We start from the raw sequence: 26,471 nt of genomic DNA on the forward strand, positions 1-26,471 counted from the left end.
TGTCTCATCATCGATGATGCACGGCATGGGCGAACCGAAAGCAGACACCGACGCGCCGGACGCTTCCGACGGGTACGGGTTTCCCGCGTGGCTGTGGCGTCGGCTGGACGAGCACCCGCCGCCGGGCGTCCGGCGGGCGCAGCGATGGCGCAGCCCGCTGCGGGGTCCGTGGCTGACCTCGGTGTTCGGCTCGGTGCTGCTGGTGACGCTGCCGATCGTCATAATCACCGGCCTGCTGTCCTACGTCGCCTACGGGCCGCGGTTCGGCCAGGCCATTCCGGGCGACGTCGGGTGGCTCAAGCTGCCGACGTTCGATTGGCCCACCACCCCTTCGTGGCTGTACCGGCTCACCCAGGGGCTGCACGTCGGGCTCGGGCTCGTCCTGATCCCGGTGGTGCTGGCCAAACTATGGTCGGTGATACCGAGGCTGTTCGCCTGGCCGCCCGCCCGGTCGACAGCCCAACTGCTGGAACGGGTTTCGTTGCTGATGCTGGTCGGTGGCATCCTGTTCGAAATCATCACCGGCGTGCTGAACATCCAGTACGACTACATCTTCGGTTTCAGCTTCTACACCGCGCACTACTTCGGCGCCTGGGTGTTCATCGCCGGATTCGTCGTGCACATCGCGATCAAGATTCCGACGATGTGGTCCGGCCTGCGCTCGATCTCGCCGCGCGACGTGCTGCGCACCGGGCGCGCCGAAACCGTTGCGCAGCCGTGGGAGCCGGACGGGCTGGTCGCCGCGGACCCCAGCCCGGCGACGATGAGCCGCCGCAGCGCCCTGGCGTTGGTGGGCGGCGGCGCGCTGTTCATGGCGGTCATCACCGCGGGTCAGACGCTGGGTGGCTGGACGCGGCCCGCCGCGCTGCTGCTGCCCCGGGGGCGCACCCGTGGAGACGGACCCAACGACTTCGAGATCAACCGGACCGCGGCGGTGGCCGGCATCTCCGCCGCGGAGGCCGGCGAGCGCTGGCGGCTGACCCTGAGCGGCGGTGCCGCCCCGGTGGTGCTGGATCGCGCGGCGCTGCTGGCCATGCCGCAGCACACCGCCGTGCTTCCGATCGCCTGCGTCGAAGGCTGGTCGACCACCCAGACGTGGACCGGGGTGCGGTTGGCGGAGCTGGCCCGGCGGGCCGGCGTCCCCGCGCCGGAGTCGGCTTACGTATCCTCCCTCGAGCGCAACGGCGCGTTCGGCCGCGCGACACTGCAGAAGAGCCAGGTGCTGCACCCGGATGCGCTGCTGGCGTTGCGCGTCAACGGCGCCGACCTGTCACCGGATCACGGCTACCCGGCGCGCGTCATCGTGCCGGCGCTGCCGGGGGTGCACAACACCAAATGGGTGGAGTCCATCGCCTTTCGAGGGGCCGCAAATGCCTAGCGCCCGAACGGGTTTCGTTAGGATCTATGGTTCCGGCCCGGTGCATCTGCTCACCCTGATCGCCGGGTTCGCGCTCCTGGGTTACGTGGTGGCCACCATGGAACCGGTTACGCTGTGGAACCCACATGTGTGGTGGCAGTCGATCATCGTGTGGTTCGCCGCGGCCATCGTCGCGCACGACCTGGTGTTGTTCCCGGTCTATGCGCTTCTCGACGCGCTGCTGTCGCGGGCCGTTGTCGGTCCGGCACCGCGCCGGGTGCCGGTAATCAATCACGTCCGGGTGCCCGCGCTGGGGGCGGGCCTGACGCTGCTGGTGTTCCTCCCCGGCATCATCAAGCAGGGCGCCCCGACGTATTCGGCGGCGACCGGGCAAACCCAGGATCCATTTCTCGGGCGGTGGCTGCTGCTGACCGCGGCGATGTTCGGGGTCAGCGCGGCGATCTATGCGATCCGCATGGCGAGGGCGCATCGGCGGCCCGAGCCCGCGCCCGGCTTACATGTTGGCGATGATCTGTAGGCGCTGGGCGCTGTACTCGGTGTCGGAGATCGCGCCCCTGGCGTGCAGGTCCTCGAGCTGCCTGAGCCGCTGGTAGAGCGGCGGCTCGGATACCGGGAGCGCGACCGGCTGGGCCTGGATGCCGCTGTGGTGGCGCAGCGCCGCGTCCTTGGTGGTCCACCCGGCGCCGAGGTCGAGCAGCCGCAGCGCGAACAGCACTCCGGCGCCGGTGATCGGCAGGCCGAGGTAGAGCATCCACCCCAACGGCATACCGGCCTGGCTCAGCGCGAAATAGCGCGTCAGCAGCACGAGCGCGAGCATCCCGCCGGCCAGTAGCACGACGACCTTGCTTTTCATCCGCGGTGTACCTTCCGTGTTGTTCGCTGCGGGCGGCAGCGGTGGTCGGGCAAGTGCAACCGACCCACGCCGCTACCGATCCCAAAGGGCACTGGGCGACTTCACCGTCCACGGCCGCGCTTGAAGGATTCTTGGCGACTTCTTGGAGTGTTCTTTGAAAGTCCGCGCGTGTTCTGCGCGGTGCGCGGGGAGTAACTACTCTGGTCGGCATGGGAAATGGGCGGACCGGGAAGGCGACGGCGCTGTGCGCCTGCCTGGCCGCACTTGTCTTTACGCCTTTCGACGTCGCCGCGACGGCGGAGCTGACAAGACCCGTTGCGTCGGCCCCGTCCTCACGGATCGGCGACAGTGCCCTCGGACTGCCCAGCTCGCCCTGTTTTATCGGCCTCAACTGCGGATGTGTTCAACACTGCCAATCGCCGCCGCGCCCACATCCGCCTGCTGTAGCCGGCGATCCACAGCACGTCCCGCCCGCCTCCACGCCGCCAAATCCCTAGTCCAACAACGCAATTGCCCACCCCTGCGGCGAGAAACACACTGGAGAGATCGTGAAGATTCGACAAGCCCAGCCCGTGGCCGCGGTTTGCGGTGTTTTCGCAGCGCTCGTCCTGGCGTTCGGTTGGTCCGACGCCGGCATGGTCACCCGGGCCGCGAACCCCACGTCTTCGTCCCACGTGGCGCCGGCGCCACCGCCCGCTCCGGGCGGTGCCCTGCCGGTGCAACCCGCCGGCGGGGGCGGCTGCATCATCGGCCTCAACTGCGGGTGCACGCGCAACTGCCATAAGCCGCGCCCCCGTCCTCCGGGTCCCGTTAGCGACCCGCAACACGACGCACCCGCGCCGGCCCCGGAGAACCCCTAGCGGCGATGGCGCACGGGCCCGTCCATGGCTTTCCTATGATCGGCTCATGCAGACACCGTCCTCGCCGGCGTTCACCGACGAGGACGTGGCCCGCTTCCACGCCGCCGGCTGGTGGTCCGACACGACGTTGTCGGATGCGGTGCGCCGCAACGCCGAACGATCACCGCGTCGTCGCGCGTACGTCGACCATCCGGGTGAGTCACTTACCTGGAGCGAATTCGACTCCGCCGCAACGGACTTAGCCCGGCGTTTGGTCGGGGCCGGGGTCGCGCCCGGCGCTCGGGTGGCGGTGTGGCATGGCGATTCCGCCGCCCTGCACGTGTTGTTCGTGGCGATCGAGCGGTGCGGGGCCGTCGTCGTCGGCGTCGGCGCGCGCGCCGGAGCCCGCGAAGTCGCCGCGATACTGCGCAGCTCGCAACCGAAGATTCTGATCAGCGACTCCCAGCGCGGCGGTGCCGCGACTGCGGTTGCCGACGAGCTTTCGCTGCCCGCGCTGGTTTTAGGCGCCGAGGCCCCGCGATTGGACGGTGAGCCGAAGCCGCTCACGGCCGAACGTCGGCTCGGGCCCGACGATGTCTTTTTGATCAACTCCACCTCCGGCACCACCGGCCTGCCCAAGTGCGTGGTGCACACCCAGAATCGTTGGCACTATTTCCACCAGAAGGCCGTCGCCAACGGCCTGCTGACGCCGGAAGACGTTTTTCTGCCGGTCATCCCGACGCCATTCGGCTTCGGGCTGTGGACCAGCCACACCACGCCGATCTACCTCGGCGCCACCGCGGTCATCCTGGAGCGGTTCAGCACCGCGGCCACCTGCGAGGCGATATCTCGCCACCGCGCCACCGTATTGTGTTGTGTCAGCACCCAATTGACCATGTTGATGGCGGATCCCGCCACGCCCGGCTACGACCTGAGTTCGCTGCGCGTGGTGTTCACCGGCGGCGAGGCGCTGCCGTACCGCCCCGCCGCCGAGTTCGAGGAGCTGACCGGCGCCACGATTCTGCAGTTCTACGGCTCGAACGAAACCGGGATGCTCAGCGCGACCACCGTCGACGACCCGCGGGAACGCCGGCTGCGCACCGGCGGCCGGATCGTCCCCGAGATGGCGGTCCGGCTCTTCGACGGGGAACGGGACGTGACCGCGTCGGGGCGCGGCCAGCCCGCGTGCCGCGGTCCGGCGACCAGCCTCGGCTACCTGGGCGGGACCGATCACGACAAGCTGTTCACCCGCGACGGCTGGATGCGTATGGGCGACATTTGTGAAATCGACTCGGACGGCTACCTGACCGTGACCGGGCGAACCTCCGACTTCATCCTGCGCGGCGGCAAGAACATCAGCGCGACCCAGGTCGAGGACGCCGCCACCACCCACCCCGCCATCGCGGTCGCGGCGGCGGTCGCGATGCCCGACCCGTTGTTCGGCGAAAGGGTCTGCCTCTACGCCGAACTCGTCGACTCGGCCACCATCGACCTGCCCGAGCTGCGCGATCACCTGTCGGGGCTGGGCGTGTCGAAGGAGCTCTGGCCGGAACGGCTCGTCGTGGTTGACGAGCTGCCGCGGTCCTCGGGCGGGAAGGTTGCCAAAGGCCGGTTGCGCGAGGATATTCGAGCCAGAACGGAGGCCGAAGATGACCGCTCCTGATCCGCGCCGCGGCGGCCTGGAGGTGTGGGCGCCGTCGGTGGTCCCGCCCATCGGGGTCGAGCTGACCGACGAGCAGGCCCTCGCCGTGGCCTTCCGGCACCTGGCCGGCATCGGATTCGCCGAGAACATGGCCGGACACATCACCTGGCAACCGGACGGGCAGACGCAGATGCTGGTCAACCCGTGGGGTCTGTGGTGGCAGGAGATCACCGCGTCCGACATCTGCGTGGTCGACGACGAAGCCCGGGTGCTGCGCGGCCGGTGGGACGTCACCCCGGCCATCCACATCCACACCGAGCTGCACCGGGTCCGCGACGACGCCCGGGTGGTCATTCACAACCATCCCTACTACGTGTGCGTGCTCGCCGCGTTGGGCCTGCTGCCCGAATTGGTGCACCAGACCGGTTCGCTGTTCCTCGACGACCTCTGCCTGGTGGACACCTACGACGGCGAGATCGACACGCCGGCTCGGGCGGCCGAACTCGCGGCCCGCATCGGCTCCGCCAACCTGACCATCCTGGTCAACCACGGCGTCATCGCGACCGGCCGCAACCTGCCCGAGGCGGTCTACCGCGCGGCGTCCATCGAGCGGGTGTGCAAGCTGGCCTACGACGTGCTGCTCACCGGCAAGGAACCGGTGTCGATGAAGTGGTCGGACATGGCGGGCATGCAGCGGTCGCTCGTCGAACGCGCCGCCGACGTGTATTGGGCGGGGGCGGCCAGGATGACCATCAAGGCCGATCCCGACGTGCTCACGTGAACACCGTCAAGTGTGCATCCAGGGCGTCGGGCGTGCGCTCAGGGCGAAATTCGGGCTGGATTCCCGCCCTGGGCTCACGCCGGAAGCCCTCGCCGCACGCTACACGCACGCTGTCCGGCAAGGAGATTGACGAGTGAAATCGATCGACGAGCTGGCCGCCGACCTGAACTTCACCACCGCAAAGACCGGCGGGCAGCGCTCGGTGACGTTCCTGCCGGATCCGCCGCGCTCGCCGCGACGGTACACGGTGATCTCGGTCGACGATCACATCGTCGAGCCGTCCGACACGTTCACCGGCCGGCTGCCGCGCAAGTTCGCCGACCGGGCACCCAAAGTCGTGGAGACCGATGCCGGGGGACAGACGTGGGTCTACGACGGGCGCGAACTGCCCAACGTCGGGTTCAACGCCGTCGTCGGCCGGCCGGTGGCCGAGTACGGCTTCGAGCCGGTCCGTTTCGACGAGATGCGCAGGGGCGCATGGGATATCCACGAGCGCGTCAGGGACATGGACCTCAACGGCATCTACGCCTCGCTCAATTTCCCGTCGTTTCTGCCGGGATTCGCCGGCCAGCGCCTGCAGCAGGTGACCAGCGACCGCGACCTGGCGCTGGCCTCGGTGCGCGCTTGGAACGACTGGCACCTCGACGTGTGGGCGGGCTCCTACCCCGAACGCATCATTCCATGCCAATTGCCGTGGCTGCTGGCCCCCGAGCTCGGCGCGCGGATGATCTACGAGAACGCCGAGCGCGGTTTCCACGCCGTCACATTCAGCGAGAACCCCGCGATGCTGGGGTTGCCGAGCATCCACTCCGGCCACTGGGACCCGATGATGGCGGCGTGCGCCGAGACGGGCACCGTCGTCAACCTGCACATCGGGTCGTCGGGCTCCTCGCCGTCCACCACCGACGACGCCCCGCCGGACGTGCAGGGCGTGCTGTTCTTCGCCTACGCCATCTCGGCGGCCGTCGATTGGCTGTACTCGGGCCTGCCCAGCCGGTTCCCCAACCTGAAGATCTGCCTGTCGGAGGGCGGTATCGGATGGGTGGCCGGGTTGCTGGATCGCCTCGACCACATGCTCAGCTATCACGCGATGTACGGCACCTGGCAGGCCCTCGGCGAAAGCCTGACTCCCGCGGAGGTTTTCACCCGCAACTTCTGGTTCTGCGCGGTGGAGGACAAATCGTCGTTCGTGCAACGCGACCGGATCGGCGTGGACAACATCATGCTGGAGGCCGACTACCCGCATTGCGACTCCACCTGGCCCCACACCCAGCAGACGATCCACGAACAGATCGGTGACCTGCCGGCCGACGTGATACGAAAGTTCAGCTGGGAGAACGCCTCTCGCCTGTATCGGCACCCGGTGCCGACGGAAGTGCAGCGTAACCCGGACGCGTTCTGATCCCGCGGGCATCGCCGTCGCCGCAAGCGCCCCTCCTTGACCGGCATACATTGCGTAAACTACGTTCAGTATGTACTAAACGTAATGGAGAATCATGTCGCCGGAAGAGTCCGAGTTCGTCGACCGCCTCGGGCTGTTCTTCGAAATGCTCGGTGCCACCCGGACCATGGGCCGGCTATACGGGTGGCTGCTGATCTGCCACCCGCCCGAGCAGTCCTTGACCCAGCTGGCCGACGCGTTGTCGGTCAGCAAGGCCTCCATCAGCACCGTCGCCCGGCAGCTCCTCGAGGGCGGCATGGTGGAGCGGTTGCCCAGCCCAGACCGTCAACACCTCTACCGGGTCACGCCGGGCGGGTTCACCAGCGTTTTGGGAACGCAGCTCTCGCTGATGCGGCTGGGCATCGAACCCGCCGAGTTCGCGCTTTCCGTGCTGGACGAGGACCGGGCCGAGCAGCGGCAGCGCGTCGAGGATTTCCGCGATTTCTGCGAGTTCTGCACCGATGCCTACCGCGAGAAGCTGATGCAGATGTGGACCGAATATCGGGCGGCAAGGAGGAAGCCATGACCTCGACGGAGAAGGTCGACTTCACCGCCGTGCCGTGGGGCTCGGTGGAGTGGACAAACCTCGTAACGCTGTACCTGCGCGCCCACGAAAGCCGCTCGCGCCGGCCCATTTTGGGCGATAAGGCGGCCGCGGAAGCGGTGGAGCGCATCGACTACGACTTCAAGCGAATCCATCGCAGCTCGCTGCCGGCGTCCAACCAATACCTGGTCGCGTTGCGGGCCAAGCGACTCGACGACTGGTGCGCCGACTTCCTGCGGCGTCACCCCGACGCGGTGGTGCTGCACCTGGGCTGCGGGCTGGACGGCCGCGCGTTCCGGCTCGCCGTGCCGCCATCGGTTTCCTGGTTCGACGTCGACCAGCCCGGCGTCATCGAGCTCCGGCGCCGGCTCTACCACGACACCGAGCGCTACCGCATGATCGGCTCGTCGGTGACCGACCCGCGGTGGCTGGAGCAGACGCCGACCGGGCGCCCCACGCTGGTGATCGCGGAGGGCCTGCTGATGTATCTGACGGAGGGCGAGGTTCGCCGGCTGCTGCTGCGCCTAACCGACCGATTCGGCTGCGGCGAAATGCATTTCGACACGCTGTCGACGCTGGCGCCGTTGCTGTCAAAGGCGTTCACCAGGGGCATCATCAAATGGGGCATCCGCGACGCTCGGGCGCTTCAGGCATGGAACCCGCGGCTGCGGCTGCTCGAGCAGACCTCGACGCTCGCCGGCTACCGACAGATCGACTCGACGCCGGTGCGGCTGATCTATCAGGTCATGTGGGTGGCGGGCGCCCGCAACTACGACGTGCTCAATCGCTTCGAATACTCATAGGTCGGAAGCCAGCCGCCGCAGAATCACCGAGGTGGGCTCCGCGGTGGCGTTCCGGTACCCGGTGCCCGCCCACAGGTGGACGTAGTCGGGCTTGCCCGCCGCGGCCGCGGCCTTACGCAACGGGCTGGTGAGGTAGTGGATGGCCGGATAGCCCAGCGGCGCCTGCGCCTCGTGGGCGTCGATGAAGGCGTTGCGCAGACCGCGGGCGGGGCGGCCGGTGAAGGCGTGCGTGAGGACCGTCTCGGTGTACGCGGGATCGGTCAGCGCCGCCCGGTGCGTGGCGGAGGCGCCGCTCTCGTCCGCACGCAGCAGCACCGTTCCCACGGCGGCCGCGGCGGCTCCCGCGCGGATCACCTCGGCGACCGCGGCGGGGGTGGCAAGCCCGCCGGCGGCGATCACCGGCAGCGGCACCGCCGCGACGATCCGTTCGACCAACTCGGCGATCGGCACCGGCGTCAACGGCTTCCGCGGCGAGAGCGTGCCCGAGTGTCCGCCGGCCGTCGCCGCCTGCACGGCGAGCGCGTCGACCCCGGCGTCGCGCGCCTGCACCGCCTCCTCGGGCGTCGTCACCGTCTGCGCCACGACGCTGCCGGCCTTATGCAACGCGGTGAGGACGCTGCGCGGCGGGATACCGAAGGTGAACGACACCAGCGGAACCGGGTCGTCGAGCAGCAGCGCGACCTTCTCGTCGAACTTGTCGGTGTCCTCGATCGGGTCCGGCGGCAGGCTCAGCCCGAACTGATCGGCGTCGCGCTGCACGATCGCGGCGTACGTCCGGTAGCTCGCGGGGTCGACCGGCAGCGGGTTGGGCGCAAAGAGGTTGATACCGAAAAGGATTCCCTCCGAGCGAATCTGTTTGAGCTCGGCCTCGACGGCCTCCACGGTCTTGTAGCCGGCGGCGACCATGCCGAGGCCGCCCGCGCGGGTCGCGGCCGACACCATGGCCGGGGTGGTCGGCCCGCCCGCCATCGGGGCGGCCACCAGCGGAATGGACGTTTCGAACGGTGCCAGCATCTCAAGCCCTCCCGACGACACAGTGCGGGCGCGGGTAGCGCCGCCCCGAGAATAACGACGGCGCGACGCGGCAGCATTCCGCCCGGGCTCCGCACCTGGCAGGATGCTTCAGCGTGAAGCGGCCCAACTTCCTCGTGATCGTGGCGGACGACCTCGGTTTTTCCGACATCGGCGCCTTCGGCGGCGAAATCGACACGCCCAATCTCGACCGGCTCGCGCACGCGGGCATCCGGTTCACCGATTTCCATTCCGCGCCGGCGTGTTCGCCGACCCGGGCGATGCTGATGACGGGCACGGACCACCACATCGCGGGCATCGGCACTATGCTCGAGGTCGCCGGCCCCGCCTTCCGCGGCGCGCCCGGTTACGAGGGTTATCTCAACGACCGGGTGGTGGCGTTGCCGGAACTGCTGCGCGACGCCGGATACCTGACGCTGATGTCGGGCAAGTGGCACTTGGGCGCCACCATCGAGACGTCGCCCTGGGCCCGCGGGTTTGAGCGCTCGTTCGCGTTGCTGCCCGCGGGGGCCAGCCACTTCGGTGGCGGCGGGGCGCGCAGCTTCTCGCCCGTACCAACGCTTTACACCGAGGACGATCAATTCGTCACCGTCGGCGACGACTTCTACTCGTCGGACTTCTACACCGACAAGCTGTTGCAATACTTCGGCGAACGCGCACCCGACGACGACCGGCCGTTCTTCGCGTATCTGCCCTTCCAGGCCCCGCACTGGCCGCTGCAGGCGCCGGACGAATCCATCGCGAAATACCGTGGCCGCTACGACGCCGGGCCGGACGCGCTTCGCGACGAGCGACTGGCGGCGCTCAAGAAGCTGGGCCTGTGCCCGCCGGATGTCGAGCCGCACCCGGTCGTTGCGGACGGCGCGCCGGAGTGGGCCGACATGACCGACGAGCAGCGGGCGGTGTCGGCCCGCAGCATGGAGGTCTACGCCGGGATGGTCGACCGGATGGACTGGAACATCGGCCGGGTCACCGATTACCTGTCGGAGCGCGGCGAGCTCGACGACACGGTCGTCATCTTCCTGTCCGACAACGGCGCCGAGGGCGCCATCGTCGAGGCGATGCCGCTGCACGGTCCGCGAATCGCCGCCCAGATCGAAAAGCATTGCGACAACAGCCTGGACAACCTCGGCCGGCCCTCCTCGTTCATCTGGTACGGGCCGCGATGGGCGCAGGCGGCCACCGCGCCGTCGCGCCTGCACAAGGCGTTCACCACCGAAGGCGGGATCCGCGTGGTCGGGTTCGCCACCTGGGGGGGCTTTGAGCGGCAGCGGCAGATCGGCACCGCGTTCAGCACGGTCATGGACATCGCCCCCACGGTGCTCGAACTGGCCGGGGCCGTTCACCCCGGCACGGTCTACCGCGGGCGCGAGGTGGCGCCCGTCCGCGGCCGCTCCCTGGTGCCCTACCTGTCCGGCGGTGCGGAGGCGGTCCACGACGCCGATACCGGCACGGGATGGGAGTTGTTCGGCCGCCGGGCAATTCGCCAGGGGGACTGGAAGGCGCTGCACCTGCCCGCACCGTATGGTCCGGGCGACTGGCAACTGTACGACCTCGCGTCGGATCCGGGCGAAATTCACGACCTGGCCGGCTCGTGCCCCGAGAAGCTGGCCGAGCTGTTGGCGCTGTGGGACCGTTATGTCGCGGAGGCCGGTGTGATCCTCGATCCCGTCTCGGTATTCGATGTTGAATTCTGATGGCTGACAACACGACATGCGCGATCATCGGCGGCGGCCCGGCCGGCATGGTGCTCGGGCTGCTGCTGGCCCGGGCGGGCGTGCAGGTCACGCTGATGGAGAAGCACGGCGACTTCCTGCGCGACTTCCGCGGCGACACGGTTCATCCGACCACCATGCGCCTCCTGGACGAGCTCGGCTTGTGGGAACCCTTCTCGGCCTTGCCTTTTACCGAGGTGCGCACCGCGAAGCTCGAATCCAACGGGCGATCGGTGACCTATGTCGACTTCGAACGGTTGCGCCAGCCCCATCCCTTCGTCGCGATGGTGCCGCAGTGGGACCTGCTCAATCTGCTCGCCGATGCGGCCCAGGCGGAACCGAACTTCTCGCTGCGGATGAACACCGAGGTGACCGGGCTGTTGTGGGAGGCAGGCCGGGTCGCCGGGGTGCGCTACCGGGGCCCCGACGGCGAGGGCGAATTGCGGGCCGAGTTGACGGTTGCCTGCGACGGCCGCTGGTCGATCGCCCGCCAGGAGGCCGGGCTCAAGGCGCGCGAGTTCCCGGTGAAGTTCGACGTGTGGTGGTTTCGGTTGCCGCACAAGGAAGACGTGGAATACTCGTTCCTCCCTCGCCTCGGTCCGGGCAAGGGTCTTGCCGTGATCCCGCGCGAACGCTATTTCCAGATCGCCTATTTGGGGCCCAAGGGGACCGACGCCCAGTTGCGGGCGCGCGGCATCGAAGCGTTTCGGCAGGACGTCGCGGAGTTGCTGCCCGACATGCCCGAGTCGGTGGCGGCGCTGCAATCCATGGACGAGGTCAAGCATCTGGACGTGCATGTGAATCGGCTGCGCCGCTGGCACACCGACGGGTTGCTGTGCATCGGCGACGCCGCACACGCGATGTCGCCGCTCGGCGGCGTCGGCATCAACCTGGCGATCCAGGATGCGGTCGCGGCCGCGACCATCCTGGCCGAACCGCTGCGACGGCACCGCGTGGGCGACCGCGACCTCGCGGCGGTGCACCGCCGGCGCGTCCTGCCCACCGTGGTGACGCAACTGGTGCAGCAGGTGCTGCACCGCATGTTGCTCGGGCCGTTGCTGCGCGGCGCCGACCCCACGCCGCCGTCGGCCTTTCTGGGCCTGATGCGACGGCTGCCGTGGCTCTCGGTCGTGCCGGCCTACTTCGTCGGTGTCGGGGTGTTACCGGAGCACGCGCCGGCGTTCGCCCGCCGCCCAAACGGCTGACCGCCACGGCGAGGTCACCCTAGGCGCGGGGGCGGTTTGAGATTTCGCTGGCGGGGGTAATCTTCTGGCGACAATTTGGGGGTCGTGAGATCGGTCCATCCCCGCACACCGCGGAGTTCCCTATGGGGAAAGCCACGGGACCGAGAGGAGGCCAGCAGAGTGAACGTCAAGAAATTCGCAGGTAAGACCGCGATCGTCGGCGCGTTGAGCGCGGCGGCGCTCGGACTTGGTACGGGTATGGCGCAGGCGCACCCGGGTCCGTGGCCGCCGCCGGTTCCGCCGGGCCCACACGTGGTGGACAACGGTCATTGGAACCCGCTGCCGCCCGGGCAGGTCAAGCAGATTTGCCCGTGGCAATCGCCGCCCGGGCAGTGGATCGGCGGCCCGCACGGGGTTCCCTGCACGTAGTTCGACCCGGCTGACGTCCGCCCCGTCCTGTGCGGGGCGGACGCGCCGCTTCAGGGCATCTCGGACAGCAACCGACGCGCCGCCTCGACGCATGGTCGCAGCCGGTCGATCGGGCTGACCCCGGACAACGCCAACGACCGTCGCGGTACCTCGATTTCGATCACGATGTCGGACGGCAGCACCGAAAGGATGTCGCGCAGGGGCAGTTCGCCCTCGCCGGGCACCATGCGCTCGAACATGGCTTCTTCCATGTAGTTTTCGCTGCGCGGCCGCAGCGTGGTGTCGTTGAGTTGGGCGTACCCGATGCAAGCCGGGTCGATCGCGGCGAGATCGGCGGCGCCCGAACCCGAGCGGACCAGATGCATGGTGTCGATCAGCAACCGGAAGTCGGGGCGTCCGACATGTCGCAGGGCGGCCAGCGCGGTCGGCAGGTCGCCGACGGTCAGGCCGGGCACCGGTTCGACGAGTGTCTGGATATTCCGTTGGGCGGCAAGCGCAGTCAGGGCGCCGAACTGGTCGACGCTGCGCGGCAGGTCCGGGTCCAGGCTGACGACATTGATCCGCGGAACGCCGAGTTCGGCCAGGACGTCGAGATCGCCGGCGAACGCGCCCACGTCGGCGCCGGGGAACACGAGGAACCCGTCGCCGAGTGAAATCGTCACGCCGCGGTCATTCATCGCCGCCACCAGGGTTTTCCGCAGGGCGGCGTCATCCTTGAGCGAGAAGCGCGGATAGCCGAGCGGCACCAACGGCATTCCCTGCAGCGCGGCGGAGACGTAACGACAGCCCAGATCCGCCGCCAGGTTGACCAATTCCACTGGGGGAAGGCCGAACACGCTGAGCATGCCGATGCCGAGCCGGTCGGTGCCCGTTGTCATGTCAGGATGGCCGGCCGGCCAGTTGCGCCAATTGCGCGGCGCCCTGGGTGGTTTGGGTCGTCAGCGCGATGCGCCCGGACGTGACCTGGTCCTCGATTATCGGCGCCTCCAGAACGAGATTGCCGCGGACGAAGGCCACGTGGTCCTGCAGGTGCGCGGCGGTGTATGACGCCCACGCCGCCGCCGATGGTGGGTCCAGGATCAGGGTCACCTCGTAGAAGTCGGCCGTCAGCGCCTTCGGCGGATCGACGTGTATCAGCCCGAGCTGCATGGACTCCGGGCCCAGCATGTACAGCGTGGTCCGCCCGATGTCGCACGTGGTGAGGGCATCGGTCGGGGCCACCGGTCGATTCGGGTCGGTGGCGGGGCACTTCTCCGGGCTGGTCGGCTGCGATTTGGTCACCGGGCGTACGGGCAACGGCGCGATTTTCACGATCGGCGCGGGTGGCGGTGCCGGCGTGGGCGTCGTGGTGGTGGCGCCGGCGCTCGAGGTGGTGGGTGTGGCCGCCTGCCGCGCCGAGTGGCAGCCGCACAACAGCGTCGCAAGCAGGCCGACGCACGCGAGTCGGGCGCCCGCAGCGATGTGCACTCGGCGTTGAACCATTCGGCCATTGTTCCAGTCGTCGTCCGGCAGCCGGTTTCACCCGCGCCGGCGCGCGTGCGCTTGGCGGTCCACGCGCCCGCCGTCCCGGGGGTGGCGAAAGCCCAATCCCGGGAAGCGCCGTGGGCGTTCGATCGCCGTACCCGCATCTCGATCCGACCTACGTGCGCGATTCGCCTGGGTAGGCTGCGCGGATGGGAGCGCGCACCGGGTATGCGGAGGGGACGTTCAGCTGGGTCGACCTCGCTACGACCGACCCGGAGGCCGCCACAGCGTTCTATGGGACGCTCTTCGGCTGGACGCCGGACGAGCGGCGCATGGCGAACGGCGGCGCGTACACGGTGTTGCGCCGCGAGCAGCAGGAGGTCGCCGGGCTCTATGCGCTCCGCGCGACCGACCCCGCCGGTGCTGAGCCACGCTGGAACTCGCACGTCTCGGTCGCCGACGTCGACGCGGCGGCCGCCCGCGCCCGTGCGCTGGGGGGCGCCATCCTCGAAGGGCCGCTGGATTTCGGAGACCGAGGGAGGTTGGTGGTCGTGCGCGATCCGCACGGGGCGGTTATCCACCTCTGTCAGCCCGGCCGGCAATTCGGCGCGACCTGCGTGAACGAGCCCGGATGCCTGACGTGGAATGAGCTTGCCACCCCGGATGTCGATGCCGCGATCGCCTGGTACCGCCGGCTGTTCGGCTGGCGCATCGAGTTCCTTGCGGGCATGCCGGTGCCCTACTGGGTGATCCGTGTGGGAGCGCGCGACAACGGCGGGCTGCGCGGTCCGACGGCGGCCGACGCCGGCGGGCCGTCGCGCTGGCTGCCCTACTTCGTCGTGGCCGACGTCGCCGAGGCTGGCGCAACCGCCGTCGCCAACGGCGGCGCCGTTCTCTCGGGTCCGACGGAGCAGCCGAAGGGCAGCTTCAGCGTCCTGAGCGATCCCCAGGGGGCGAGCTTCCTGGTCTTCGAAAGCGACAAGCTCGACCCGTGAACGAGCGGAGCCGGACGTGATAGTGGCCGAGACGTTGGTGTTCGGCTCTGGTCCCGAATGTCCAAGCGAATTGCTCTGTTTGCCGCTGCTGCGCGCGCGGTATGGGCTCACCTTCAAGAAGTTTCGTGTCACCGATGCCGGAGGGCCACGCACCGTCGACGCGCTGCAAACGGGAGCGATTCAGGTGGGCGTGCTCTTCACGACCGATCCACGCCTCCTCGCCGGCGACTTCGTACTGCTCGAGGATGACCGGCACGCCCAGCCCGCCGAGAGTGTGACGCCGATCCTGCGCGATGAGTTGCGCGTGACTTACGGAGCACGCCTCGCCGCGACGATCGATGCCGTCAGCGCGGAACTCACGACCGAGCGCCTCGCCGAGCTCAATCGCCGCGTCCTTCGCGGCTCACCTCCCGCGGCGGCGGCGGCTGAATTCCTCGCCGAGCGAGGGAACAACCCGACGCCGCGCGAATCGCGAAGAGACCGGCCGGCGATCGTCGTCGGCTCGGCCAACTTCGCCGAGAGCGTGACCGTGGCGGAGCTCTACGCCCATGCGCTGGCGGACGCCGGCTTCCCGGTCGAGCGGCGGCTCGGGATCGGCAACCGCGACACGTACTTTCCGCTGCTCCGCGACGGCGCGGTAGGACTCGTCCCCGAGTATGTGGGTAGCCTCCTCGCTTATCTGGACGGGGGCCGGGGCGGGATCTCGGATCCGCACCAAGCCCATGCGGTGCTCGCCCGGGCGCTGCAGAAGACGGGGCTCGTCGCTCTGCGGCCGGCGCCGGCCGAGAACAAGAACGGCATCGTGGTGACCGCCGCGACCGCCGCGCGCTACGGCCTGACGAAAATCAGTGATTTCGGGCGAGCGATCGAGGATGCGGACGTGGGCGGTTAGCCGTTTGGCTCGGCGGTGCCCGCCCGCTCCCTTGCCAAAGAGCGTCCGGCGTCCCGGGTTGCCAAACTTTGCCGACACTACGAATATAGAGTAGCCTCTCATCCCAAGACAATGGACAGACGCCGAAAGCCCAATCCCGGGGAGCGCCGCCGCGACTTATGCGACGCGGCGATTCAGCTGCTGGCCGACGACGGGGCCAAGGGATTGAGTCATCTCAAGGTCGATCGCAAGGCCGGCGTGCCCGACGGCACCACGTCGTTCTACTTTCGCACCCGCTCCGCGTTGCTGCGCGCCGTGGCCGAGCGGCTGGCCGAGCTCGACCTCGCCGACCTGAAATCCGTTGCCGACGACTCCGACGGTCGGGGCAACAACCCCTCGCCCTCGCGGCTGTCCCAGGTGGTCATCCGATCCGGCAGCGAGCCGCAATTGTTTCGGACCAAGGCCCGCTACGAGCTCACCATGCAGGCCGCCCGCGACCCGTCGCTGGCCGCGATCCTGCAGCGGGCCACCGACGAATTCACCAAGCTGCACCGCGAGATTCTGGTCCAGCTCATGCCGCACGGCGCGGACATGGACCCCGCCGTCATCGAGGACCTGAGCAACGTGACGCTGACGTTCATCAACGGCCTTCTGGTGCGCTTCGCGCACGGCGACCGGCTCGTCGACAGTCCCGAGCAACTCGACGGGATCCTGTCGGCCATCGCGGCCGGCATTCTTCGTAGTTCCCACCGCGGCCGGCTGACCGGCGCGGAGGGGCAGCGCCCCGCCGGCGAGCGCCGGGCCACGGCGCTCGGATGACCGCGCCTGCACCTACGGCGAGCCGCGCGGCATGGGGTCTTGCCAGACCATTCGCCGTGTGGTTCTCTACGAGAATAGAGTTAGGCCACACTGCCGGGCCGATTTCAGCCCAGCCCGTGAACACGTCATATAGCAAGGCAATTAAGCGGAGTGTATAAATTGCCCGACCCGGATCCGGTGCTGCCAGGCGGTGGGATGTCCGGTAACCGGCAGCCGTAGGAGGGATTTCGTGACGACGAGCACCGACAGCCACGTGCGATTCGATCCGTACGACGTCGAGCTGATTGCCGACCCGTATCCCATGTTCAAGCGCCTGCGCGACGAGGCGCCGCTGTATTACAACTCCGAATACGATTTCTACGCGCTGAGTCGATACGCGGATGTGAACAAGGCGATCGTCGACCACGCCACTTACAGCTCCGCGCGGGGCGTGATCATGGAACTGATCAAGGCCAACCTCGAAATCCCTTCGGGCATGCTGATCTTCGAAGACCCGCCGATCCACGACGTGCACCGCAAGCTGCTGTCGCGCATGTTCACCCCCCGCAAGATCGCCGCGTTGGAGCCGATGATCCGCGAGTTCTGCGCGCAATCGCTGGATCCGCTGGTGGGGTCGGGGCGCTTCGACTTCGTCACCGACCTGGGCGCGATCATGCCGATGAAGGTGATCAGCGCCCTGCTCGGCATCCCCGAAGAGGATCAGGAATACATTCGCGACCGCGGCAACGCCCAGTTGCGCACCGAGCCCGGTAAGCCGATGAGTGCCGCCGAACACGGCCTGTCCGTGGGCGAGCAGTTCGAGGCCTACATCGACTGGCGCGCCAACAATCCGTCCGACGACATCATGACCGAGCTGCTCAACGTCGAGTTCGTCGACGAGACCGGCACCACGCGGCGACTGAGGCGCGAGGAGATCCTGGTGTACCTCAACGTGGTGGCGGGGGCGGGAAACGAGACGACCACGCGTCTGATCGGTTGGGCGGGCAAGGTTCTCGCCGAACATCCCGATCAGCGTCGTGAACTCGTCGAGAACCCCGCACTCATCCCGCAGGCCATCGAGGAGCTGCTGCGCTTCGAGCCGCCCGCACCGCACATGGCCCGCTATGTCACCCGCGACGTCAGCATCTACGACCAGACGGTGCCAAAGGGCAGCGTCACGCTGATGCTGCTCGGGGCGGCCTGCCGAGACGAGCGGCAGTTCGGCCCCGACGCAGGCGAATTCAACATTCACCGCCCGGCCCGGCCGCACCTCACGTTCAGCGTCGGTGCCCACTTCTGCTTGGGCTCGGCGCTGGCCCGGCTGGAAGGGCGCGTCGCGCTCGAGGAAATCCTCAAGCGCTTCCCGGAGTGGGAGCCCGATATGGCGAACGCGAAGCTCAGCCCGACGTCGTCGGTGCGGGGCTGGGAAACCCTGCCCACCGTGGTGCCCTGATGACGGGCCGCGTCGAGGGCAAGGTCGCGTTCGTCAGCGGCGCCGCCCGCGGCCAGGGCCGCAGCCACGCGGTGCGCTTGGCGCAGGAGGGCGCCGACATCGTCGCGATCGATGTCTGCGGCCCGATCGAGAACCTGGCCTACCCGCATTCGACGCCCGAGGACCTGGCCGAGACGGCCGACTTGGTGAAGGCCCAGGACCGGCGCATTGTCACCGCGCAGGTCGACGTCCGCGACTACGCGGCGCTGAAATCGGCGGTGGACGCGGGTGTCGAACAACTCGGGCGCCTCGACATCATCGTCGCGAACGCCGGCGTGGGGACCGATGGCAGGAAGCTGCACAAGATCCGTGAGAACGTCTGGCAGGACATGATCGACATCAACCTGACCGGGGTTTGGCACACGGTCAAAGCGGGTGTGCCGCATATCGTTTCGGGTGGCCGCGGCGGATCGATCGTGCTCACTAGCTCGGTCGGCGGGCGCAAGGCGTACCCGAACACCGGCCATTACGTCGCGGCCAAGCACGGCGTGATCGGCCTGATGCGCGCCTTCGCCGTCGAACTGGGCCAGCACATGATCCGGGTCAACTCGGTGCTGCCCACCCAGGTCAGCACCACGATGGTGATGAACGACAACACGTTCCGGCTCTTCCGTCCGGACCTGGAAAACCCCGGTCCGGAGGACTTCGCCCCCATCTCCCAGATGATGCACACGCTGCCGGTGCCCTGGGTGGAACCCGCGGACATCAGCAACGCGGTGTTGTTCTTCGCCTCTGACGAATCGCGTTATGTCACTGGCGTTTCGCTTCCCGTCGACGCGGGCAGCTTGCTCAAATAGCGCCAATTCAGGAGGAGAAGACGATGCCCGAATACGACTACGAAGAACTGAAGAAGGAAGCCGAGCAGTACATCAAGTTCGAGAAGGACAAGAAGAACCGGATCGCCTACATCACGTTCGATCGTCCCGACGCGCAGAACGCCACCACCCTGGGCATGCGGCAGAACTATGCCGACCTGATCCACAAGTGCAACGTCGACGACGACGTGAAGGTCGTCGTGATTCGCGGCGAGGGCGAGGATTTCGGCAGCGGCGGGGACCTGCCCGAACAGCGGCCGATGCTGGAGAACCCGGGCCTGCCGCTGCTGCACGAGCTCGCGATCAACGACGACGACGTGAAGTACCCGCCCGGCGGATCGTATCGCTACCTGTCGACCGTCACCGACTTCTACGCCAAGGCCCGCGCGGGTAACCGGCCGCTGCAGGAGTTGCGCAAGATCAGCATCATCGAGGCCAAGGGTTACTGCTACGGCTGGCACTTCTACCAGGCTGGCGACGCCGACCTGGTGATCTCCAGCGACGACGCCCTCTTCGGGCACCCGGCCTTCCGCTACGTGGGCTGGGGCCCGCGGCTGTGGTGGTGGGCCGAGACCATGGGCCTGCGCAAGTTCTCCGAAATGCTGTTCACCGGGCGCCCATTCAGTGCCAAGGAGATGTACGACTGCGGCTTCGTCAACAGCGTGGTGCCGCGGGACAAGCTGGAAGCCGAGACGGAGAAGTACGCCCTGGCGTGCTCGCGCTCGCGCCCGACCGACACCGTCGCGGTCCAGAAGACTTTCCTGGAGCTCTACAAGCAACACAAGGGCGAATACTTCGGCAGCCTGCTCACCGGGATGGTCGAGGGCATGCTGCCGCTGATCACCAACGACGCGCAAGAGGTCGACCTGACCGAGGGCACCTTCGAAAAGGGCCTGAACAACGTCGTCAAGGACAACGACCTGAACTTCCCGCCGGAGTGGCGCCTGAGCCGCTCGGGGCGCGCCAAGCCCTGACCGCCTTGGGAGAGCTCGCATGTCGGCGCTGACGGGTTTCCGGGTCGTCGAGCTGGCCGGGTCCGTCGCGGGGGAGTACTGCGGAAAGCTGTTGGCCGACTTCGGCGCCGAGATCATCAAGGTCGAGGCGCCGGAGCGCGGCAGCCCGACGCGGGCGATGGCGCCCATCCTGGCCGACGGTCGCGACGGCAGCGGGCTGTTCGCGTACCTCAACACCAACAAACGGTCGGTGGTGCTGGATGTCGGTTCGGCCGCCGACGTCGAGACCCTGCACCGGCTCATCGGCACCGCGGACGCGGTCATCGACGACCGCGACGACGACTGGTCACGGCGACATCCCGATGTGGTGTTCTGTTCGATCACCCCGTTCGGGCGGTTCGCGGCCGCCGAGTTCGGCAATGCCAAGAGCATCAACGTCTTCCACGCCAGCGGTTGGGGATACCACACGCCCAGCCACCCGGATCCCGCCAAACCGCCCCTGCAGGGGCCGGGCCGGTTCCTGGCCGACTACGAAGCCGGACTTGACGCCGCGCTCTGCGTCGCGGCGTCGCTCTTCGGGCGCCTGCACAGCGGCCACGGCGAGTCCATCGACCTCTCCGCGCAGGCCGTGCTGGCCTCCCGCGCCGACTGCATCCTCGGCCGATTCATCACCGGCGAGGTGACCGCGCAGGGTCACCGAGGCGACTACGACCAGGCCGGCCCCGCAGCGTTTTTCGCGTGCGCCGACGGTTACGTCTACCTGTACATGACCAGCCGCGCCCACTGGGTGGGCCTGAAGGGACTGCTGGGCCACCCGGACTGGCTGGGCGCGTTCGAGGACGATTGGCTGGAGTTCTCCGTCACCGCGGAGAAGGTCGCGGCATTTCGGCGCGGCTTCGCGGCGTGGGTCCGGGACCTCGCCAAGGACGAGGCGTCCGACCGGGCGCAGCGCCTGGGCGTGCCGCTCGTGCCGGTGAACGGCGCCGCGGACCTGCACGAGTCGGCGCAGTACCGCCACCGCGGGTTCTTCCAGCCGGTCAGGCACCCCGTGCTGGGCGACGTGGCGTATCCGACGGTGCCCTACAAATTCAGCGCCACCCCGGCCCGAATCACCTCCGCCGCACCGACTCTCGGCCGGCACAACCGGCAGGTGCTGGACGGCCTCGACACGCCGCGCCCGCGGCCGCGGGTCACGTCCGCGCAACTCAAGCCGCCCCGGGAGCCGCGCGGCGGCCCACTGCAAGGGGTGCGGGTCGTCGAGCTCACCAAGGTGTGGGCCGGCCCCTACGCGGGCAAGCTGCTGGCCATGCTGGGCGCCGAGGTCATCAAGGTCGAAACCGCGGGCAGCCCCGAGGAGATGCGCGCCTACGGCGGGACCGACATCGACCACGCGCCGTACTTCTTGAGCATCAACCCCGAAATCCTCAGCGTGGACCTCGATATCAAGTCCGCGGAGGGCATGGCCAGTCTGCGCGAGTTGATCGCCCGCAGCGACATCGTCATCAACAACCTGCGCCCTGGAGCGATGGAACGCCAATGCCTGGGGTATTCGGCGCTCACCCGGATCAAGCCGGACATCGTCTCCGTGTCGATCAAGATGTGGGGCAATGACGGACCGCTGGGCCACCAAACCGGCTACGCGCCATGCTTTGCCGCCCTGGCGGGCGTCGCCTCGCTGGTCGGCTATCGCGGTGGGCCGCCGCCCGGAACGAGCATGCGCTACGGTGATTCGACCGTCGGCGCGGCGGCCGCGTATGCCGCCGTGGTGGCGCTGCTGCATCGCGAACTCACCGGCACAGGGCAATTCGTGGACCTCTCGGCCGTGGAGACACTGTCGTCGATGATCGGCGACCGCCTGCTCGAACAGGCGCTGACCGGGCGGCCGCTCGGCCCCGACGGCAACGATCACCCGGACATGTGCCCGCACGGCTGCTACCCCTGCGCGCACCGCGCCTGGATCGCGGTGGCCGTGGCCGACGACGGGCAGTGGCGCGCGCTGTGCGACGTGCTCGGCGCCGAATCCCTGACCCGGGAGCGACGCTATGCCACCACTAGCCAACGGCGTTGTCACGCCGAAACACTCGACGCCGAGCTCGCACAGCTCACCCGAAACCACGATGCCGAGCAACTCGCCCACCGCCTGCGCGCGGCGGGGGTCCCGGCTTGCAAGAGCGCCACCTCGGTCGACGTCATCGGCGACCAGCGGCTGTGGGACCGCGAGCTGTATCGGTTCGTCAGCGATCACCGCGAGGGCCAGCGGCCGATCGTCGGGCCGCCCTGGCGCATGGCGCGGAACCCGGCCCGCATCGCCCGGGGCGCACCGGACCTGGGCGAGCACACCGAGTACGTGCTACACGAGATACTGGGCACATGACGGGGACACTTGCACGCACCACGGCCTTGGTCACCGGCGCCAGCAGCGGCATCGGCGCGGCGACGGCCAAGGCGCTGGCCGCCGAGGGCGCGGCGGTGGCACTGCTCGCGCGGCGCGCGGACCGGCTCGCCGAACTGACGGCCGACATCGAATCCGCCGGTGGCACAGCGCTGGCCGTGACCGCCGACGTCACCGACGCCGAACAGGTGGCAGCGGCCGTGCAGCGCATGGTCGCGGAGTTCGGCCGGCTCGACACCGTGGTCAACAACGCCGGCTTGATGCAATCCGGTCCGGCGGCCGAAGCGTCGCTGCGGGACTGGGACGCCATGGTGAAGGTCAACGTGCAGGGAGTCCTGTATGTCACCCGCGCGGCGCTCCCGCACCTGATCGACGCCGCGGCCGACTCGCCGCGCGGGGTGGCGGATGTGGTCACCATCAGCTCGACCGCCGGTTGGGTCGCCCGACCCAACACCGCCGTCTACTCGCTGACCAAGTTCGGGGTGAACGCCTTCAGCGAGGGGATTCGCCAAGAGGTGCTAGGCAAGCGGGTGCGGGTCGGCGTCGTGGGCCCCGGAACGGTCGACACGGAGATCTTCAGCCACCTCGCCGAGCCGTCGCGGGAGGCGTTCGAGCGCCAGACCGCCGGCATGGTCAAGTTGCGTCCGGAGGACATCGCCGACGCGGTGCTGTTCATGGTCACGCGTGATCGCCGGGTGGCCGTCAATCACATGTTGGTGCGAGCGGCCGAACAAACCTGGTAATCAATTGACTTCGCATTGGGTGGTCGGGGACCACTACGGGTTGGCGTTTCCGGCTGACGCGGCGGCGCTGTACGCCGGCGGGCCGCGCTTTCTCACCGAGGCGTTTCTCGCCTCGGGGGCGATGCGGGACAACAGTGTCAGTCGCGTCACCGATTTCCGCGAGGTCACCGGGGGCAGCACCGGCCGAAAAGTCACGCTATCGGTCGAATACGCCAAGCCCGCACCGAACCTGCGCACAGATTTGTTCGTCAAGTTCTCGCGCGACTTCGACGACCCGGCGCGCGATCGCGGCAAGACACAGATGGAGCCGGAGGTGCGGTTCGCCGCGCTGGCTAGGGCGCCGGGTTTTCCAATCGCGGTGCCCGAGCCGCAATTCGCCGACTATCACCGCCGCAGCGGCACCGGGATCCTGATCACCGAGCGGATTCGATTCGGCGACAACGGAATCGAGACCCAATACCACAAGTGCCTCGACTACGAGATGCCCCGGCCCGTCGAGCATTACCGCGCGCTGCTCACCGCGCTGGCCCGGCTCGCCGGCACCCACCGGTCCGGACGGCTGCCGGCCGCATTGACCGAACACTTCCCGCTGGACGTGGCCGCGGCGACGGTGGGGGAGCGCGCGCCACTGTCGGCCGACAAGCTGGAACGCCGGGTGGACCAACTCGCCGAATTCGCCCGGACCCGGCCGGGGCTGCTTCCCGCATGTTCGCCGGAACTCCTCGCACGCCTGCGTGACGATGTGCCGCGTGTGGCGCGTCACGAGCACACGATCGCGGGCCTGCTGGCTGGTGACTCCGACTACGTCGCCCTGTGCCACTGGAACGCCAACATCGACAACGCGTGGTTCTGGCGCGACACGGGCGGCATTCTGCGCTGCGGCCTGATGGACTGGGGATGCGTCGGGCAGATGAACCTGGGCATGGCGATCTGGGGAGCCATGTCCGGCGCCGAAACCGGGTTGTGGGAGTCCCACCTCGACGAGCTGCTGGAGCTGTTCGTGGCCGAGTTCCGTCGTTGCGGCGGGCCAGAACTCGATCCCACGCGGTTGCGCCGGCACACGCTGCTGTATGCGGCGTCAATGGGCGCCGCGTGGCTCCTGGGCGTGCCCGCGTTGATCGGCAGGCGATTCGAGGCCATCCCGGACAGCCGCGAGCACCCCCTGATCCGCGACGACGAGAGCGTGCGGGCACCGCTGCAGATGCTGTCGAACCTGTTGTTCGTGTGGGAACGGCACCGCGTGGGCGTGCTGCTCGATGACATACTCGCCGATGGCGGCATGATGGAGTCCGCCCCACCGGCGCGTTGCCCCGACCGTCCCATGCGGCCCGACCTTTCGGCCGATGAGTTAGGTCAGCCACCCTCGTAGCGCACGGGTGATCAGCGGCATCACGAGCCATGTCAGGATCGCCACGTTCGCCACCGCGGTCAACGGCACCACGGCCCACAATGGAAGGTCGGGGACGGTCGACTGGCGGACGGCGGTGACCAGAAGTGATACCGGTATCAATCCGGCGATCACGGCGATCGCTTGTTTCCATTGTTTGGGTGCCGCGCCCGGCGGGCTAAACCAGCCGGCGTAGCCACCGACGACGTTGACGGTTCGCTCGCTTTCGGTCAGCGCCGACATGGCGCGCAGAATGTCCCGGCGTTGCGCAGACCTCATCCAGCGGTCGAGATCGTCGCGCGTGTGAAACGTCAGCAGTGCCACCGTGTCCGGTTGAGCGCCCGCGACGGCCGGGATGAGTTGGTGGCGGATAAGACCACCCAGCGCGCCGGCGGCCGCCACGGCATTCTCGTGGAGCTCGCGGTGGGCCTTTTCGGCTCCCTGGCGTAAACGGACAGCACTGATCAGGGTGACGCTATCGGTTCGGGGTTGAACGATGCGTTGCTCTATAGGCCGATCCACAAGATATGCGTCGCATTCAGCGATCAAGGCCGCGCGCTGTGCAGAGCACAGCCACGCATCAAGGTCTCGTTCTGACCGAAACTGATAGATCACCACCCACTCGCACGGGTGGTTCTCGTCGGGTGGCTGCACGCTCATGCCGATGTAACCGGAAGACCGCTCGATTGCCCGGCGCAGGCGGCGCAGCCAGCGTCGAAACCGCCGGTGTTCGTTGTCGGTTACTCGCCGCGATATGACCACGGTGGCATAGCCGGGACCGTGGGACGTCACCGCGCCGGCTTCTCGTTCCAGATGTGCGATCGCGGCGTCCGCGCCATTCATCGACGACTCCTTACACGTCCGGGACCGAGGCGGCGGCGTTGGCGCTCATGACGGCACTATCCACCTCGCTTACCTCAGTCGTCGGCGATCGGCGGGGAACTGAGCGCGGGGACCGTCGCTTCGCGGTGCACCGCCGACCTCGCCGCCACGGCGAACATCTCGAGCTTGTCGACCACCGTCTGCCCCTCCGGCTTGTGCCCCCAGATGCTGATGCCCTGGTGGGTCGTCGGCTTCCAGACGGACTCGTCGACGACGATCGGGTTCCAGCCGACCTCCCACTCGAAGCCCGACGGGGTCATCGCGTAGTACGACAGTTCCTTGTCGTTGGTGTGCTGCCCGACCGACATCGTCATCTCGAAACCCAGCGCGTTGACGCGCTGATACGACGTCACCATGTCGTCGAGCGTGGCGACTTGGACGTTCACGTGTTGCACCCGCGTGCGAATCGGGTTGACGGGCAACATATTCACGGATGCGATCGCCACGGAGTGGTGACGTTCGTTGACGCGCAGGAAGCGGACCTTCAGCTTCAGGCCGTTGATCGTCTCGTCGATGTAGTCCGACAGGCGCGCGTTGAACACGTGGTCGTAGTAGCTCCGCATGTCGTGCGGCTTCTTCGTGAAGATCGCCACGTGGCCCAGGCCCCCCGCGCCGGTGACGAACCCGCTGCCCGGTATGTCCAGCGCCAGCGGCGCCGTGCGGGCGGTGGTGTACACCTCCTGGCCCAGCCCGTTGGGTCCGGGGAACCGCAGGAAGCGCTCCACGCCGCGGAGCTTGGCGTCGTCGTCGGAGCCGTCCACGGCCGGCACGCCGTGGTCGGTGACCCGCCGGCAGATTTCGTCGAAGGTGGCGTGGTCATCGAGATGCCAACCGAGGGCGACGACGTCCTCCGCCGGCCCCCGCCGCAGCAGGAAGCGACATTCGTTGGCGTCCAAGCGAAACCGCATCGTGTCGGGCAGCATCTCGTCGAGGTGCATGCCGATCGCGTCGCGCCCGAAGCGCTTCCAGTCGGCGAACTTGTTGGTTTCGATCACGACATAGCCCAGGTGGACGTTGCCGAAGATGTCAGTGGTCATG

25 protein-coding genes are annotated in these 26,471 nt (G+C 68.2%); 19 read left to right on the top strand and 6 right to left on the bottom strand.

Annotation, left to right across the window (positions count from 1 at the left end):
- Positions 1-25: 25 nt before the first annotated feature.
- Both A5702_RS19820 and A5702_RS19825 read left to right on the top strand, forming a co-directional pair.
- On the top strand, positions 26-1,378 hold the full coding sequence (locus A5702_RS19820; protein WP_082956139.1) for a molybdopterin-dependent oxidoreductase: 1,353 nt from the start codon (positions 26-28) through the stop codon (positions 1,376-1,378).
- Positions 1,371-1,895 carry a hypothetical protein gene (locus A5702_RS19825; protein WP_068222909.1) on the top strand — a complete coding sequence of 175 codons (525 nt, stop codon included), beginning with the start codon at positions 1,371-1,373 and terminating at the stop codon, positions 1,893-1,895. The genes A5702_RS19820 and A5702_RS19825 overlap by 8 nt, the downstream gene beginning before the upstream one ends.
- Here the strand turns inward: A5702_RS19825 and A5702_RS19830 are convergent.
- Complete coding sequence (locus A5702_RS19830; RefSeq protein ID WP_055401544.1) at positions 1,872-2,231, bottom strand: SHOCT domain-containing protein; 360 nt, start codon at positions 2,229-2,231, stop codon at positions 1,872-1,874. The two genes, A5702_RS19825 and A5702_RS19830, sit on opposite strands and share 24 nt — an antisense overlap.
- A gap of 906 nt (positions 2,232-3,137) precedes the next feature.
- Here A5702_RS19830 and A5702_RS19835 point away from each other — a divergent pair.
- The 5 genes from A5702_RS19835 (at position 3,138) to A5702_RS19855 (ending at position 8,281) form a co-directional block, all read left to right on the top strand.
- Positions 3,138-4,733 (top strand): class I adenylate-forming enzyme family protein, encoded by a 1,596-nt coding sequence (locus tag A5702_RS19835; protein WP_068222914.1) that lies wholly within the window; start codon positions 3,138-3,140, stop codon positions 4,731-4,733.
- Complete coding sequence (locus A5702_RS19840; RefSeq protein WP_068222916.1) at positions 4,720-5,493, top strand: class II aldolase/adducin family protein; 774 nt, start codon at positions 4,720-4,722, stop codon at positions 5,491-5,493. Before A5702_RS19835 ends, A5702_RS19840 begins: the two co-directional genes overlap by 14 nt.
- Before the next feature lie 133 nt (positions 5,494-5,626).
- Entirely contained in the window at positions 5,627-6,895 is a 1,269-nt protein-coding gene (locus A5702_RS19845; RefSeq protein WP_068222918.1) for an amidohydrolase family protein, read from the top strand.
- Positions 6,896-6,989: 94 nt separating this feature from the next.
- Complete coding sequence (locus A5702_RS19850; protein ID WP_067822960.1) at positions 6,990-7,460, top strand: GbsR/MarR family transcriptional regulator; 471 nt, start codon at positions 6,990-6,992, stop codon at positions 7,458-7,460.
- Positions 7,457-8,281, top strand: a complete 825-nt coding sequence (locus A5702_RS19855; RefSeq protein WP_067822957.1) for a class I SAM-dependent methyltransferase — start codon at positions 7,457-7,459, stop codon at positions 8,279-8,281. Before A5702_RS19850 ends, A5702_RS19855 begins: the two co-directional genes overlap by 4 nt.
- Here the strand turns inward: A5702_RS19855 and A5702_RS19860 are convergent.
- Positions 8,276-9,295, bottom strand: a complete 1,020-nt coding sequence (locus A5702_RS19860) for a nitronate monooxygenase family protein (protein WP_068222923.1) — start codon at positions 9,293-9,295, stop codon at positions 8,276-8,278. The two genes, A5702_RS19855 and A5702_RS19860, sit on opposite strands and share 6 nt — an antisense overlap.
- A 113-nt stretch (positions 9,296-9,408) precedes the next feature.
- Between A5702_RS19860 and A5702_RS19865 the strand changes: the two genes are divergently transcribed.
- The 3 genes from A5702_RS19865 (at position 9,409) to A5702_RS25890 (ending at position 12,641) form a co-directional block, all read left to right on the top strand.
- Positions 9,409-11,010, top strand: a complete 1,602-nt coding sequence (locus A5702_RS19865) for an arylsulfatase (protein WP_068222925.1) — start codon at positions 9,409-9,411, stop codon at positions 11,008-11,010.
- Complete coding sequence (locus A5702_RS19870; RefSeq protein ID WP_068222929.1) at positions 11,010-12,233, top strand: FAD-dependent oxidoreductase; 1,224 nt, start codon at positions 11,010-11,012, stop codon at positions 12,231-12,233. Before A5702_RS19865 ends, A5702_RS19870 begins: the two co-directional genes overlap by 1 nt.
- Positions 12,234-12,392: 159 nt before the next feature.
- Positions 12,393-12,641 carry a hypothetical protein gene (locus tag A5702_RS25890; RefSeq protein WP_055401525.1) on the top strand — a complete coding sequence of 83 codons (249 nt, stop codon included), beginning with the start codon at positions 12,393-12,395 and terminating at the stop codon, positions 12,639-12,641.
- 50 nt (positions 12,642-12,691) lie between these two features.
- Here the strand turns inward: A5702_RS25890 and A5702_RS19875 are convergent, their stop codons facing one another.
- Together A5702_RS19875 and A5702_RS19880 are read right to left on the bottom strand one after the other, a co-directional pair.
- Positions 12,692-13,519: a sugar phosphate isomerase/epimerase gene (locus A5702_RS19875; RefSeq protein WP_068222932.1), complete on the bottom strand. Its 828-nt coding sequence runs from the start codon at positions 13,517-13,519 to the stop codon at positions 12,692-12,694.
- Between the two features lies 1 nt (position 13,520).
- Positions 13,521-14,123 (bottom strand): preprotein translocase subunit SecD, encoded by a 603-nt coding sequence (locus A5702_RS19880; RefSeq protein ID WP_068222938.1) that lies wholly within the window; start codon positions 14,121-14,123, stop codon positions 13,521-13,523.
- A gap of 191 nt (positions 14,124-14,314) precedes the next feature.
- Here A5702_RS19880 and A5702_RS19885 point away from each other — a divergent pair, with 191 nt between their 5' ends.
- The 9 genes from A5702_RS19885 to A5702_RS19925 all read left to right on the top strand — a co-directional run bounded on the left by A5702_RS19885 (position 14,315) and on the right by A5702_RS19925 (position 24,533).
- Complete coding sequence (locus A5702_RS19885) at positions 14,315-15,100, top strand: VOC family protein (RefSeq protein WP_068222942.1); 786 nt, start codon at positions 14,315-14,317, stop codon at positions 15,098-15,100.
- A 22-nt stretch (positions 15,101-15,122) separates the two neighbouring features.
- Positions 15,123-15,992, top strand: coding sequence for a glycine betaine ABC transporter substrate-binding protein (locus A5702_RS19890; RefSeq protein ID WP_231965109.1), 870 nt, complete (start codon positions 15,123-15,125; stop codon positions 15,990-15,992).
- Between the two features lie 111 nt (positions 15,993-16,103).
- Complete coding sequence (locus A5702_RS19895; protein WP_068222945.1) at positions 16,104-16,790, top strand: TetR/AcrR family transcriptional regulator; 687 nt, start codon at positions 16,104-16,106, stop codon at positions 16,788-16,790.
- A 229-nt stretch (positions 16,791-17,019) separates the two neighbouring features.
- Positions 17,020-18,222 (top strand): cytochrome P450, encoded by a 1,203-nt coding sequence (locus tag A5702_RS19900; RefSeq protein ID WP_068222948.1) that lies wholly within the window; start codon positions 17,020-17,022, stop codon positions 18,220-18,222.
- Positions 18,222-19,058, top strand: coding sequence for a mycofactocin-coupled SDR family oxidoreductase (locus tag A5702_RS19905; protein WP_068222950.1), 837 nt, complete (start codon positions 18,222-18,224; stop codon positions 19,056-19,058). Before A5702_RS19900 ends, A5702_RS19905 begins: the two co-directional genes overlap by 1 nt.
- A gap of 23 nt (positions 19,059-19,081) precedes the next feature.
- The gene (locus A5702_RS19910; RefSeq protein WP_067822921.1) at positions 19,082-20,050 is read left to right on the top strand and encodes an enoyl-CoA hydratase/isomerase family protein; all 969 of its coding nucleotides are present in this window, start codon (positions 19,082-19,084) and stop codon (positions 20,048-20,050) included.
- A 19-nt stretch (positions 20,051-20,069) separates the two neighbouring features.
- Positions 20,070-22,403 (top strand): CaiB/BaiF CoA-transferase family protein, encoded by a 2,334-nt coding sequence (locus A5702_RS19915; protein ID WP_068222956.1) that lies wholly within the window; start codon positions 20,070-20,072, stop codon positions 22,401-22,403.
- On the top strand, positions 22,400-23,164 hold the full coding sequence (locus tag A5702_RS19920; RefSeq protein WP_067822915.1) for an SDR family NAD(P)-dependent oxidoreductase: 765 nt from the start codon (positions 22,400-22,402) through the stop codon (positions 23,162-23,164). The genes A5702_RS19915 and A5702_RS19920 overlap by 4 nt, the downstream gene beginning before the upstream one ends.
- 19 nt (positions 23,165-23,183) lie before the next feature.
- Positions 23,184-24,533 carry a hypothetical protein gene (locus tag A5702_RS19925; protein ID WP_231965111.1) on the top strand — a complete coding sequence of 450 codons (1,350 nt, stop codon included), beginning with the start codon at positions 23,184-23,186 and terminating at the stop codon, positions 24,531-24,533.
- On the opposite strand, the gene A5702_RS19930 is transcribed toward A5702_RS19925, so the two are convergent.
- Together A5702_RS19930 and A5702_RS19935 are read right to left on the bottom strand one after the other, a co-directional pair.
- Positions 24,513-25,394: an antibiotic biosynthesis monooxygenase gene (locus A5702_RS19930; RefSeq protein WP_067822911.1), complete on the bottom strand. Its 882-nt coding sequence runs from the start codon at positions 25,392-25,394 to the stop codon at positions 24,513-24,515. The genes A5702_RS19925 and A5702_RS19930 overlap by 21 nt on opposite strands.
- Positions 25,395-25,468: 74 nt before the next feature.
- A complete protein-coding gene (locus A5702_RS19935; protein ID WP_068223046.1) occupies positions 25,469-26,470 on the bottom strand; it encodes a VOC family protein in 1,002 nt (333 codons plus the stop codon).
- Position 26,471: the final 1 nt, after the last annotated feature.

The sequence above is a fragment of the Mycobacterium sp. E3339 genome, from assembly GCF_001666915.1.
Classification (GTDB): Bacteria; Actinomycetota; Actinomycetes; order Mycobacteriales; family Mycobacteriaceae; genus Mycobacterium.

Bases quoted from the DNA above. Each gene is read 5' to 3' on its own strand.
- A5702_RS19820 (WP_082956139.1), top strand. From the start codon at position 26: ATGGGCGAACCGAAAGCAGACACCGACGCGCCGGACGCTTCCGACGGG.
- A5702_RS19825 (WP_068222909.1), top strand. From the start codon at position 1,371: ATGCCTAGCGCCCGAACGGGTTTCGTTAGGATCTATGGTTCCGGCCCG.
- A5702_RS19830 (WP_055401544.1), bottom strand. From the start codon at position 2,231: ATGAAAAGCAAGGTCGTCGTGCTACTGGCCGGCGGGATGCTCGCGCTC.
- A5702_RS19835 (WP_068222914.1), top strand. From the start codon at position 3,138: ATGCAGACACCGTCCTCGCCGGCGTTCACCGACGAGGACGTGGCCCGC.
- A5702_RS19840 (WP_068222916.1), top strand. From the start codon at position 4,720: ATGACCGCTCCTGATCCGCGCCGCGGCGGCCTGGAGGTGTGGGCGCCG.
- A5702_RS19850 (WP_067822960.1), top strand. From the start codon at position 6,990: ATGTCGCCGGAAGAGTCCGAGTTCGTCGACCGCCTCGGGCTGTTCTTC.
- A5702_RS19855 (WP_067822957.1), top strand. From the start codon at position 7,457: ATGACCTCGACGGAGAAGGTCGACTTCACCGCCGTGCCGTGGGGCTCG.
- A5702_RS19860 (WP_068222923.1), bottom strand. From the start codon at position 9,295: ATGCTGGCACCGTTCGAAACGTCCATTCCGCTGGTGGCCGCCCCGATG.
- A5702_RS19870 (WP_068222929.1), top strand. From the start codon at position 11,010: ATGGCTGACAACACGACATGCGCGATCATCGGCGGCGGCCCGGCCGGC.
- A5702_RS19875 (WP_068222932.1), bottom strand. From the start codon at position 13,519: ATGACAACGGGCACCGACCGGCTCGGCATCGGCATGCTCAGCGTGTTC.
- A5702_RS19880 (WP_068222938.1), bottom strand. From the start codon at position 14,123: ATGGTTCAACGCCGAGTGCACATCGCTGCGGGCGCCCGACTCGCGTGC.
- A5702_RS19885 (WP_068222942.1), top strand. From the start codon at position 14,315: ATGGGAGCGCGCACCGGGTATGCGGAGGGGACGTTCAGCTGGGTCGAC.
- A5702_RS19895 (WP_068222945.1), top strand. From the start codon at position 16,104: ATGGACAGACGCCGAAAGCCCAATCCCGGGGAGCGCCGCCGCGACTTA.
- A5702_RS19905 (WP_068222950.1), top strand. From the start codon at position 18,222: ATGACGGGCCGCGTCGAGGGCAAGGTCGCGTTCGTCAGCGGCGCCGCC.
- A5702_RS19910 (WP_067822921.1), top strand. From the start codon at position 19,082: ATGCCCGAATACGACTACGAAGAACTGAAGAAGGAAGCCGAGCAGTAC.
- A5702_RS19915 (WP_068222956.1), top strand. From the start codon at position 20,070: ATGTCGGCGCTGACGGGTTTCCGGGTCGTCGAGCTGGCCGGGTCCGTC.
- A5702_RS19920 (WP_067822915.1), top strand. From the start codon at position 22,400: ATGACGGGGACACTTGCACGCACCACGGCCTTGGTCACCGGCGCCAGC.
- A5702_RS19930 (WP_067822911.1), bottom strand. From the start codon at position 25,394: ATGAATGGCGCGGACGCCGCGATCGCACATCTGGAACGAGAAGCCGGC.
- A5702_RS19935 (WP_068223046.1), bottom strand. From the start codon at position 26,470: ATGACCACTGACATCTTCGGCAACGTCCACCTGGGCTATGTCGTGATC.